The organism is Arthrobacter sp. G.S.26, assembly GCF_050847375.1.
Taxonomy (GTDB): domain Bacteria; phylum Actinomycetota; class Actinomycetes; order Actinomycetales; family Micrococcaceae; genus Arthrobacter.
This window is the reverse complement of sequence record NZ_CP193752.1, coordinates 3,939,487-3,951,436: the sequence shown is the minus strand read 5'-3', so window position 1 is coordinate 3,951,436 and position 11,950 is coordinate 3,939,487. Positions and strand designations below refer to the sequence as shown.

The window sequence follows — 11,950 nt, the reverse complement described above, 5'->3', positions numbered from 1 at the left end:
TGGGTGGGGTGGTTGCTGTTGAAGCGTGATTCTGCGTCAGAGATGCGGGTTTGCAAAGCTTCCGGTGATCGGGTAAGTTTGAAAAGTTGCTCCGGAGCGATCTGCGACCTGTGGTTGTGGTGGTGTCGGGTGTGTCTGTTGTTTGAGAACTCAATAGTGTGCCATGTTTGTTGATACCAATTTTTTGTATTGAATTGGTTGAATTGGCTGGATGATGCCGCCCCTGTGGTGTTGTCTGGTTTTTACAGCTGGTTTCGAATTTTGTGCAGCCATTTTGTCCCGTGTTTCCGGGGTTGGTGGTTGTGTCTGTTTTTGTTTTTACTTCAACGGAGAGTTTGATCCTGGCTCAGGATGAACGCTGGCGGCGTGCTTAACACATGCAAGTCGAACGATGACCTCCAGCTTGCTGGGGTGATTAGTGGCGAACGGGTGAGTAACACGTGAGTAACCTGCCCTTGACTCTGGGATAAGCCTGGGAAACTGGGTCTAATACCGGATATGACTCCTCATCGCATGGTGGGGGGTGGAAAGCTTTTTGTGGTTTTGGATGGACTCGCGGCCTATCAGCTTGTTGGTGAGGTAATGGCTTACCAAGGCGACGACGGGTAGCCGGCCTGAGAGGGTGACCGGCCACACTGGGACTGAGACACGGCCCAGACTCCTACGGGAGGCAGCAGTGGGGAATATTGCACAATGGGCGCAAGCCTGATGCAGCGACGCCGCGTGAGGGATGACGGCCTTCGGGTTGTAAACCTCTTTCAGTAGGGAAGAAGCGAAAGTGACGGTACCTGCAGAAGAAGCGCCGGCTAACTACGTGCCAGCAGCCGCGGTAATACGTAGGGCGCAAGCGTTATCCGGAATTATTGGGCGTAAAGAGCTCGTAGGCGGTTTGTCGCGTCTGCCGTGAAAGTCCGGGGCTCAACTCCGGATCTGCGGTGGGTACGGGCAGACTAGAGTGATGTAGGGGAGACTGGAATTCCTGGTGTAGCGGTGAAATGCGCAGATATCAGGAGGAACACCGATGGCGAAGGCAGGTCTCTGGGCATTAACTGACGCTGAGGAGCGAAAGCATGGGGAGCGAACAGGATTAGATACCCTGGTAGTCCATGCCGTAAACGTTGGGCACTAGGTGTGGGGGACATTCCACGTTTTCCGCGCCGTAGCTAACGCATTAAGTGCCCCGCCTGGGGAGTACGGCCGCAAGGCTAAAACTCAAAGGAATTGACGGGGGCCCGCACAAGCGGCGGAGCATGCGGATTAATTCGATGCAACGCGAAGAACCTTACCAAGGCTTGACATGGACCAGACCGGACTGGAGACAGTTCTTCCCCTTTGGGGTTGGTTCACAGGTGGTGCATGGTTGTCGTCAGCTCGTGTCGTGAGATGTTGGGTTAAGTCCCGCAACGAGCGCAACCCTCGTTCTATGTTGCCAGCACGTGATGGTGGGGACTCATAGGAGACTGCCGGGGTCAACTCGGAGGAAGGTGGGGACGACGTCAAATCATCATGCCCCTTATGTCTTGGGCTTCACGCATGCTACAATGGCCGGTACAAAGGGTTGCGATACTGTGAGGTGGAGCTAATCCCAAAAAGCCGGTCTCAGTTCGGATTGGGGTCTGCAACTCGACCCCATGAAGTCGGAGTCGCTAGTAATCGCAGATCAGCAACGCTGCGGTGAATACGTTCCCGGGCCTTGTACACACCGCCCGTCAAGTCACGAAAGTTGGTAACACCCGAAGCCGGTGGCCTAACCCCTTGTGGGAGGGAGCTGTCGAAGGTGGGACTGGCGATTGGGACTAAGTCGTAACAAGGTAGCCGTACCGGAAGGTGCGGCTGGATCACCTCCTTTCTAAGGAGCACCTACAGTCCTTCATTCCTCATGTATGTGGTGGGTGGGGGTTGTCAGGAGTAAAGGCCCGTTGCGCAGACGATTGTTCTGCGGCGGGTGCTCAAGGGTGGAATATCAGCAAATAGGTGCCTGGTGGCACGAACCATGGTTTAGTACGGGTTACTCCTTCGGGGGTGGTTCAGGAACGATGATGGTCTGTGGTTGCTGGGTAGTGTATGGCACACTGTTGGGTCCTGAGGCAACAGGACCGGGGTGGTTCCGTGGCTGGTCTTTTTGGCTGGTGCGGGGCTGGTTCGGGTTTGTTTGTTTCTGGTTTCCTGGCTGCACCGAACACACGGTTGCTTTTCCTTTTGGGAGGGTTGTGTGGGGTGTGTGGTTTGGGGTTGTTGTTTGAGAACTACATAGTGGACGCGAGCATCTTTTATAAGAAGCAATTTCCAAGAATATGAACCTGGATCTGGCTGCGCGTGATGGTGTCACCTTTTGGGGTGGTGTTGATCGTGTGGTTGGTTTTCGTGGTTCTCTCGAAAATTAGCGTTTTTGATCTTTTGTGGTCAAGTTTTTAAGAGCACACGGTGGATGCCTTGGCATTAGGAGCCGAAGAAGGACGTAGGAATCTGCGATAAGCCTGGGGGAGTCGATAACCGGACTGTGATCCCAGGGTGTCCGAATGGGGAAACCCCGCCAGGCGCGCGAGTGACCTGGTGACCCGCATCTGAACACATAGGGTGTGTGGGGGGAACGCGGGGAAGTGAAACATCTCAGTACCCGCAGGAAGAGAAAACAATAGTGATTCCGTTAGTAGTGGCGAGCGAACGCGGATCAGGCTAAACCGTTCCATGTGTGATAGCCGGCGGGCGTTGCATGGGCGGGGTTGTGGGACTTTCCATACTGGTTCTGCCGGACCGGTGGGGTGTGATGTGCAGGCATAGGTGAACGGTCTTGAAAGGCCGGCCAGAGAGGGTGTGAGCCCCGTAACCGTAATGTTTTGTGCCGCCTGTGAGAGTATCCCAAGTAGCACGGGGCCCGAGAAATCCCGTGTGAATCTGTCAGGACCACCTGATAAGCCTAAATACTCCCTAATGACCGATAGCGGACCAGTACCGTGAGGGAAAGGTGAAAAGTACCCCGGGAGGGGAGTGAAACAGTACCTGAAACCGTGTGCTTACAATCCGTCGGAGCAACCGCACCTTGTGTGCATAGTAGTTGTGACGGCGTGCCTTTTGAAGAATGAGCCTGCGAGTTAGTGTTACGTCGCGAGGTTAACCCGTGTGGGGAAGCCGTAGCGAAAGCGAGTCTGAATAGGGCGTTGCAGTGGCGTGATCTAGACCCGAAGCGAAGTGATCTACCCATGGCCAGGTTGAAGCGACGGTAAGACGTCGTGGAGGACCGAACCCACTTCAGTTGAAAATGGAGGGGATGAGCTGTGGGTAGGGGTGAAAGGCCAATCAAACTTCGTGATAGCTGGTTCTCCCCGAAATGCATTTAGGTGCAGCGTTGCGTGTTTCTTGCTGGAGGTAGAGCTACTGGATGGCTAATGGGCCCTACAAGGTTACTGACGTCAGCCAAACTCCGAATGCCGGTAAGTGAGAGCGCAGCAGTGAGACTGTGGGGGATAAGCTTCATAGTCGAGAGGGAAACAGCCCAGACCACCAACTAAGGCCCCTAAGCGTGTGCTAAGTGGGAAAGGATGTGGAGTTGCGAAGACAACCAGGAGGTTGGCTTAGAAGCAGCCATCCTTAAAAGAGTGCGTAATAGCTCACTGGTCAAGTGATTCCGCGCCGACAATGTAGCGGGGCTCAAGTACACCGCCGAAGTTGTGGCATTCAAATATTAGCTAAGCCCTTGTGGTTCAGGCGTTTGGATGGGTAGGGGAGCGTCGTGTGGGCAGTGAAGTCGCGGTGTAAACCAGCGGTGGAGCCTACACGAGTGAGAATGCAGGCATGAGTAGCGAAAGACGGGTGAGAAACCCGTCCGCCGAATGATCAAGGGTTCCAGGGTCAAGCTAATCTGCCCTGGGTAAGTCGGGACCTAAGGCGAGGCCGACAGGCGTAGTCGATGGACAACGGGTTGATATTCCCGTACCGGCGAAAAACCGTCCATGTTGAACAGGGGATACTAACCGCCCGAGACCTGACCGCCCGCCCTTGTGGTGACGTGGTTTTTGGTGGAGCGCGGGACCTGATCCTGGGAGGCAAGCGTATTAACAGGTGTGACGCAGGAAGGTAGCCAAGCCGGGCGATGGTTGTCCCGGTCTAAGGATGTAGGGCGAATGGTAGGCAAATCCGCTGTTCGTGATGCCTGAGATCTGATGGGACCCCCTTTAGTGGGGGGATTTGGTGATCCTATGCTGCCGAGAAAAGCATCGACGCGAGGTTTTAGCCGCCCGTACCCCAAACCGACACAGGTGATCAGGTAGAGAATACTAAGGCGATCGAGAGAATTATGGTTAAGGAACTCGGCAAAATGCCCCCGTAACTTCGGGAGAAGGGGGGCCCCAACCTTGAACACCACACGCTGGTGGGAGGGGATCGGGGCCGCAGAGACCAGGGGGAAGCGACTGTTTACTAAAAACACAGGTCCGTGCGAAGTCGCAAGACGATGTATACGGACTGACTCCTGCCCGGTGCTGGAAGGTTAAGAGGACCGGTTAGCCGCAAGGCGAAGCTGAGAATTTAAGCCCCAGTAAACGGCGGTGGTAACTATAACCATCCTAAGGTAGCGAAATTCCTTGTCGGGTAAGTTCCGACCTGCACGAATGGAGTAACGACTTCCCCGCTGTCTCAACCATAAACTCGGCGAAATTGCAGTACGAGTAAAGATGCTCGTTACGCGCAGCAGGACGGAAAGACCCCGAGACCTTTACTATAGTTTGGTATTGGTGTTCGGAGTGGCTTGTGTAGGATAGGTGGGAGACGTTGAAACCCGGACGCCAGTTCGGGTGGAGTCATCGTTGAAATACCACTCTGGTCACTTTGGACATCTAACTTCGGCCCGTAATCCGGGTCAGGGACAGTGCCTGATGGGTAGTTTAACTGGGGCGGTTGCCTCCTAAAAAGTAACGGAGGCGCCCAAAGGTTCCCTCAGCCTGGTTGGCAATCAGGTGTCGAGTGTAAGTGCACAAGGGAGCTTGACTGTGAGAGAGACATCTCGAGCAGGGACGAAAGTCGGGACTAGTGATCCGGCGGTACATTGTGGAATGGCCGTCGCTCAACGGATAAAAGGTACCTCGGGGATAACAGGCTGATCTTGCCCAAGAGTCCATATCGACGGCATGGTTTGGCACCTCGATGTCGGCTCGTCGCATCCTGGGGCTGGAGTAGGTCCCAAGGGTTGGGCTGTTCGCCCATTAAAGCGGTACGCGAGCTGGGTTTAGAACGTCGTGAGACAGTTCGGTCCCTATCCGCTGCGCGCGCAGGAAATTTGAGAAGGGCTGTCCTTAGTACGAGAGGACCGGGACGGACGAACCTCTGGTGTGTCAGTTGTACTGCCAAGTGCACCGCTGATTAGCTACGTTCGGATGGGATAACCGCTGAAAGCATCTAAGCGGGAAGCTCGCTTCGAGATGAGATTTCCATACACCTTGTGTGTGAGAGGCCCCCAGCCAGACCACTGGGTTGATAGGCCGGATGTGGAAGCGAGGACTAACGACTCGTGAAGCTGACCGGTACTAATAGGCCGATAACTTACACCACACACCACCCCCGCAAACGGATTCAAAAGCGTTTGCACCCGTGGGGTGGTAAAAAGAAAACAAGACTGCTTGCGTCCACTATGTGGTTCCCAAACAACAAACCCGTCACACGGTTTCGTTGCAGGGAACAAAAACACAACAAAATAACAACACCACAATGTTGTAACCACAGATTTCCCACCCCGGGCAACACCCCAGGGGAACGGGTACAAGGGTTACGGCGGTCATAGCGTGGGGGAAACGCCCGGTCCCATCCCGAACCCGGAAGCTAAGACCCACAGCGCCGATGGTACTGCACCCGGGAGGGTGTGGGAGAGTAGGACGCCGCCGGAACACTATTCACGGTCGAGGCCCCAACCAGCACCTGGTTGGGGCCTCCCACATTTAACAAACAAACACCCCCGTTGACCTATCAGATACGGCCCCCAAACACCCCGAATAACAACCACAACCGATACCACAACGAGGGGGGACAGACGGGACGCCACCGACCCCACCACAGGCAGGACAGGTTGGAGCGGTTGACCCGGGCAGAAACGCAAAATGGGGACAAATTAGGCCGGAATTCCGGTGATTAACCTCAAAAACTGGCGGAAACACGCGGAATTTGCCGTACCGCGGCGCCCAAGCTGGTAAGTTTTCGAACAGTGGCTTGTGCGCATGCCGTGTGCAGGCTCCAGATCAAACCGTCCAGGAGGACATAAATGGCTAAGAACCGTAGTGAACTTGTTGCAGAGGTAGCTGGCAAGGCCGGCACCAGCCAGGCAGCCGTCAACTCCGTCCTCGATGCCCTGTTCGAGGTCTTCGAGACGTCCGTCGCTGCCGGCGAAAAGATCACCATCCCGGGCTGGCTCGCAGTCGAGCGCACCGACCGTGCTGCACGCACCGGCCGCAACCCGCAGACGGGCGAGACCATCCAGATCGCCGCGGGCCACAGCGTTAAGCTGACCGCAGGTTCGAAGCTGAAGGCTGCTGTTTCCAACAAGAAGTAGGCTTTCCGGCCCGGCGCACAGCCGGCACCGGCAAGGAGCGGCAACCATCCGGTTGCCGCTCCTTTTGCTTTAAGCCGATTCGCCGCCCGCCCGGGTGTAGCGGACAATGGAATGGTGTCTTCTGCCGCCAAACCACGTTCCGTGCCGCTTCAGTCCCCTCCCGGCAAGGGAGGGCGGGGGCGCAACGGCGGCGCCCCGGGTATTTCGCTGGGCTGGCAGCTGGCGGGGCTCGGCGCCCTGTTCCTGGGCCTGGCCGCCGCACTGATTTTCTCCGGCGCCGCTGCGGCCCGGTCGGTCTCCGACCCCGGTGAGCTGGTCCGCTGGGGCCTGCCCGCCAGCAAGGCCATCCACAACATCGCCCTTGCCACTGTTATCGGCGGCCTGATCTTCGCCGTGGGGATCCTGCCCAAACACCTGGGCCGCCGTAACCGCGGCAGGGCGGCCGCAGCCGACGGCGAGGCCGCCGAGCATCCGGCCTTCACCCGGGCCCTGTCGATTGCTGCGGGCGCCGGTGCCATCTGGACGCTCTCCGCCATCGCCGTCCTGGTGCTGACCTATTCCGATGTGGCGGGACAGCCGGTCTCCGGCGACGCGGAGTTCACCAAGGCCCTGGTTTACTTCATGACCGACATCGAAACGGGCCGGGCCTGGCTGGCCGTCACGATCATCGCCGCCGTGGTCACCACCGCCCTGTTCGGGGTCCGCTCCCTCGGCGGGCTGGCCCTGACCTTGATCCTGGCCCTCGCAGGGCTGGTACCCACCGCCCTGATCGGCCATTCATCCAGTTCCTCGGACCACGAAGGCGCCATCAATTCGCTGGGCCTGCACCTGGTGGGCGTCAGCGCCTGGGTGGGCGGCATCATCATGCTGGTGCTGCTCTCCGGAATCCTCACCGGCGCCAAAGCCGGCGCAACAACGGACCTCACCGAGGCGGTCCTGCGCAGGTTCTCCACGCTGGCCGGTTTTGCCTTCGTCCTGGTCCTCGCGTCGGGCATCATCAACGCCAGCATCAGGATCACCAGCTGGGCAGATCTCTTCGGCTCCGTGTACGGCCAGCTCATCCTTGCGAAGACCACTGCCACGCTGGTGCTGGGCGGCATCGGGTTTATGCACCGGCAATGGGTCATCCCGCAGCTGGGCCGCAAGGGCGCCGCCATGTCCACCCGCCGGGTCCTGTGGCAGCTGGTGCTGGCGGAGCTGCTGATCATGGGCGCAACGTCCGGTATCGCCGTGGCGCTGGGCCGTTCCGCCCCGCCTCAGCCCACCACCTACGCGCCGGACGCTTCCCCGGCCTTTATCCTGACCGGTTACGAGCTGCCCCCGGAACTGACCCCGGAGCGCTGGTTGACCGAGTGGCGGCTGGACTGGCTCTGGATTGCCGTGGCGCTGTTCGGCCTGGTTGCTTACGCGTTGGGCGTCGCCAAGGTCCTGCGGCGCGGCGACAAGTGGAACTGGTTCCGCACCATCAACTGGGTGGTGGGCCTGGCCGTCCTGACGTTCATCACCTCGGGACCGCCTGCGGTGTACGGCCGCATCCTGTTCTCGGCGCACATGGTGGACCACATGGCCCTGACCATGGTGGCGCCTATCTTCCTGGTGCTTGGCGCACCGGTCACCCTTGCCCTGCGGGCACTGCCCGCCCGCGGTGACGGTTCGCGGGGCGCGAGGGAATGGATCCTGGTTTTTGTCCACTCAAAGTTCTCGCAACTCGTGACGCATCCGCTGTTTGCGGCCGCCAACTTCGCCGGCTCGATTGTGCTCTTCTACTACTCGGACCTGTTCGGCCTCGCCATGCGGGAGCACGTGGGCCACGAGCTGATGAACGTGCACTTCCTGCTGACCGGCTACATCTTTGTGCTCACCATGATCGGCTCGGACCCGCTGCCGCGCCGGGCGCCGTACCCCATGCGGCTGCTCCTGCTCCTGGCCACCATGGGCTTCCACGCCTTCTTCGGGGTGTCCATCATGGGCGGCACCAACCTGCTGGCCGCCGACTACTTCGGCAACCTGGGCCGGACCTGGGGCCAGTCGGCCCTGATGGACCAGCAGACAGGCGGCGCCGTGGCGTGGGGCATCGGTGAGGTCCCCACCCTCCTGGTGGCCATCGGCGTCGCGATCATGTGGTCGCGGTCCGACCAGCGCGAGTCCAAACGCGTGGACCGGGCGGCGGACAGGAATAACGACGCCGATATGACCGCTTACAACGATATGTTTGCCAAATTGGCTGAACGCGACGCCAAGCTGGCTGACCGCAATTCAAAGCTGGAAGGACGCTGATGAGCGAAACAGTACGTACCCACCACCGGGTCCGCGCCTCCGAACTGGTGGGCCGCAACTGGTTGAACACCGGCGGCAAGTCCCTGGACCTTGAAGCCCTGCGCGGCAAGATTGTGCTCCTGGACTTCTGGACCTTCTGCTGCATCAACTGCCTCCACGTCCTGGACGAGCTGCGCCCCCTGGAGGAGCAGTACTCCGACGTGCTGGTCACCGTGGGAGTCCACTCACCCAAGTTTGAACACGAGGCCGACCCCGTGGCCCTTGCCGCCGCCGTGGAACGCTACGACATCCACCACCCCGTGCTGGATGACCCTGAACTGGAGACCTGGAAGGCGTACGCCGCCCGCGCCTGGCCCACCCTGGTGGTCATCGACCCCGAGGGCTACATCGTGGCGCACCTGTCCGGTGAAGGCCACGCGGACGGCCTCGCGGTGCTGATCCCCGAGCTGATCGCCGAACATGAGGCCAAGGGCACCCTGCACCGAGGCTCCGGCCCCTACGTGGCACCGGTTGCCACCTCCGGCACGCTCCGCTTCCCGGGCAAGGCGCTTTTCCTGCCGCCGGGCCGCGGCTCCGCGGGCTCCAGTGCAGTGTCCGACGACGGTGCTGCCGCTGCCAAGGGTTCCTGGCTGGTCACCGACACGGGGCACCACCGCCTGGTGGAACTGGGTACCGATTTCCAGACGGTCCTGGCCGCCTACGGCACCGGCACCAAGGGCCACGTTGACGGCCAGGCCGCCGGTGACGCGGCCACGGCGCAGTTCAACGAGCCCCAGGGCCTGGTGCTCCTGCCGGACGATGTGGCAGCCTCAGTTGGCTACGACGTGGTCATCGCCGACTCCGTCAACCACAGGCTGCGTGGGCTCTCGCTGCGCGACGGGCAGGCCACCACACTGGTGGGCAACGGCATCCAGCGTCTGCTGGAGACCGGCCCCGCCCGGGTGGACGAGGACGCCGCCGGCTTCACCGGCCAGCTCAGTGCGCACCCGCTGGACGTCTCGCTGAGCTCACCGTGGGACGTGGTGTGGTCCGGCAAGCTCAACGCCGTGGTGGTTGCCATGGCCGGCACCCACCAGATCTTCGGCTTCGACCCCTGCACCGGCGCGGTCTCCATCGTGGCCGGCAACGGACTGGAGGGCCTGTTGGACGGTGCCGCCCACGAGGCCTGGTTTGCCCAGTCCTCCGGCCTGGCCGAAGACGCTGACGGGAACATCTGGGTAGCCGACTCCGAGACCTCGGCGCTCCGCAGGCTGGTCATTGACGACGCCGGCACCGTCACCGTGGAAACGGCTGTGGGCCAGGGCTTGTTCGACTTCGGATTCCGCGACGGCCCCGCCGCCGGGGCCCGGCTGCAGCATCCGCTGGGCGTCACCGTCCTCCCCGACGGATCCGTGGCCATCGCCGACACCTACAACGGCGCCGTACGCCGGTTCGATCCCGTGGCCGGGACTGTGTCCACCCTGGCCCGTGGCCTGGCCGAGCCGTCCGACGTGATCGTTGACCACACCCAGGCCGCAGGCTCCGAGCCGCTGCTGGTGGTGGTGGAAGCCAACCGGCACCAGCTGGTGTACGTGCCCATCCCCAAGGAAGCCCAGCAGGTGGACGAGGGCGCGTCCCGGACGCAGCGGCCCAAGAGTCCGGTGGCGCCGGGCCTCCTGGAGCTCACGGTCCGTTTCACGGCCCCGACGGGCCAGAAACTCGACGACCGGTGGGGAGACCCCACCCAGCTGAAGATCTCCGCCACCCCGCCGGAGCTGCTGCTGTCCGGCGGCGGCACCTCGGTGGGCCTGCGCCGCACCCTGGAGCTCTCGGCCGACGTCCCCGAAGGTGTCCTGCACATCACCGCCCGGGCCGCTGCCTGCGACGGTCCGGAGACCGAGGACGGCGAGATCCCCGACCACGCCGCCTGCCACCTGTACCAGCAGGACTGGGGCATTCCCGTGCTGCTGCAGGCGGACGGCGATACCGGGCTGGTACTGGACCTCCGCGGCATGGACTGACGCGCCGCCGTCGTCCGCTTCCGTAAAAGCAGCCGCCCCTGACGGATCGTTGGGGGCGGCGGGCTAGAAGCTCAGCTGCGGGGTGACGCGCACAGCATCCGGGGTGACGTCCAGGCGGGTGGTGAAACTGAAGTCCACTTCTTCCTTGAGCGGGTACCAGATGCCGGTGAACGCGTTTTGCTGCAGGGCTTCCACGGTGGCCTTCCCGTCCAGGGGCGCCACCACCCACCGGCCGTCGAACGGCTCGATGGACACGCCGGGATACTTGGTGACGTTCCACTTGATGGTGCCGTCCTGGACCCGGTTGTTGCTGGCGTAATAGAACGGGCAGTCGGGCTGGAGTTTCTGCTCCTTGACCGCTTCGCCGGCGCAGCCGTCCAGGAATTCCTTTACCTTTGCCGCAACGTCCTGCTTCAGCCTGTCGGTGGCCTGCGTCAGCAGGTTCAGGGGCGCCACGGGGGCGTCCCGGGCCGTGACCGTCGCCCGGGTGGCAGGCGCGGCGAAGTACTGCCCGTTCAGGGAAGCCTCATATTCGCCGGGGTAAAACACCGCGAACGAGTTCCTGCCGTTGGGCATGTTGACGGCGGCGCCGTTGACGATCGCCTCGCTGCCGTTGACCACCGTGATGTCCACCGTGGGCAGCCGGGACGGGACAAACGCCCAGGTGTTAAAGAAAAGCCACTCCGTGCCGGTCTTTTCCAGCACAAACTCGCTGCGGAGCCGGCTGCCGTCAATGGTGTACTCCAGGGGAACCATCACGCGGTTGCCCGGCTGGTCCTCCGGATCGCCGATGTCCACGTTGGACAGCCGCGACGTTGCCGTCTGCAGCGCCGTCCCGTCCAGCATCGCGGCGTTGGACGGCGGAACCGTGGCACGCAGCAGGCCCAGGGCCCGGCCACCGTCGCCGCTCTGCAGCGCGTCCAGGTACTCGCGCACCGGTTGCTGCGCACTGGCCACCGTATTGTTCACCACGTTGACCGCCACGATGGCGCCGGCGACGGCAAGCATCAGGCCCAGCAGCCATCCGGCCGCTATCCTCACCAACGCTTGACTCATCTGCACGGTCCTTACACTAACGTGCGTGCCAATCCCGCTAAAGTCGGCGTGCGCGTGGCGCGTGGCGTTACGTCGCCGGAAA

The 11,950-nt window shown here is 61.2% G+C and carries 4 protein-coding genes and 3 rRNA genes; 6 read left to right on the top strand and 1 reads right to left on the bottom strand.

Going from position 1 to position 11,950, the window contains the following annotated elements; genetic code table 11:
* The first annotated feature begins 323 nt into the window (after positions 1-323).
* From ACRB8A_RS18105 to ACRB8A_RS18080, 6 genes are all read left to right on the top strand, one after another.
* Positions 324-1,849, top strand: a 16S ribosomal RNA gene (locus tag ACRB8A_RS18105).
* A gap of 552 nt (positions 1,850-2,401) precedes the next feature.
* A 23S ribosomal RNA gene (locus tag ACRB8A_RS18100) occupies positions 2,402-5,544 on the top strand.
* A 215-nt stretch (positions 5,545-5,759) separates the two neighbouring features.
* Positions 5,760-5,876: ribosomal RNA gene (gene rrf, locus ACRB8A_RS18095) — 5S ribosomal RNA — on the top strand.
* The 16S, 23S and 5S rRNA genes sit together here, the layout of an rRNA operon.
* Positions 5,877-6,247: 371 nt before the next feature.
* Positions 6,248-6,535 carry an HU family DNA-binding protein gene (locus ACRB8A_RS18090; RefSeq protein WP_009358243.1) on the top strand — a complete coding sequence of 96 codons (288 nt, stop codon included), beginning with the start codon at positions 6,248-6,250 and terminating at the stop codon, positions 6,533-6,535.
* A gap of 111 nt (positions 6,536-6,646) precedes the next feature.
* The gene (locus ACRB8A_RS18085) at positions 6,647-8,812 is read left to right on the top strand and encodes a cytochrome c oxidase assembly protein (RefSeq protein ID WP_056595806.1); all 2,166 of its coding nucleotides are present in this window, start codon (positions 6,647-6,649) and stop codon (positions 8,810-8,812) included.
* Positions 8,812-10,812, top strand: a complete 2,001-nt coding sequence (locus ACRB8A_RS18080; protein WP_056595803.1) for an NHL domain-containing thioredoxin family protein — start codon at positions 8,812-8,814, stop codon at positions 10,810-10,812. Before ACRB8A_RS18085 ends, ACRB8A_RS18080 begins: the two co-directional genes overlap by 1 nt.
* A gap of 63 nt (positions 10,813-10,875) precedes the next feature.
* On the opposite strand, the gene ACRB8A_RS18075 is transcribed toward ACRB8A_RS18080, so the two are convergent.
* Positions 10,876-11,868: a hypothetical protein gene (locus ACRB8A_RS18075; RefSeq protein WP_285240600.1), complete on the bottom strand. Its 993-nt coding sequence runs from the start codon at positions 11,866-11,868 to the stop codon at positions 10,876-10,878.
* Between the last annotated feature and the right edge of the window lie 82 nt (positions 11,869-11,950).

Coding starts and splice junctions, on each gene's coding strand:
- ACRB8A_RS18090 (WP_009358243.1), top strand. CDS start 6,248: ATGGCTAAGAACCGTAGTGAACTTGTTGCAGAGGTAGCTGGCAAGGCC.
- ACRB8A_RS18085 (WP_056595806.1), top strand. CDS start 6,647: ATGGTGTCTTCTGCCGCCAAACCACGTTCCGTGCCGCTTCAGTCCCCT.
- ACRB8A_RS18080 (WP_056595803.1), top strand. CDS start 8,812: ATGAGCGAAACAGTACGTACCCACCACCGGGTCCGCGCCTCCGAACTG.
- ACRB8A_RS18075 (WP_285240600.1), bottom strand. CDS start 11,868: ATGAGTCAAGCGTTGGTGAGGATAGCGGCCGGATGGCTGCTGGGCCTG.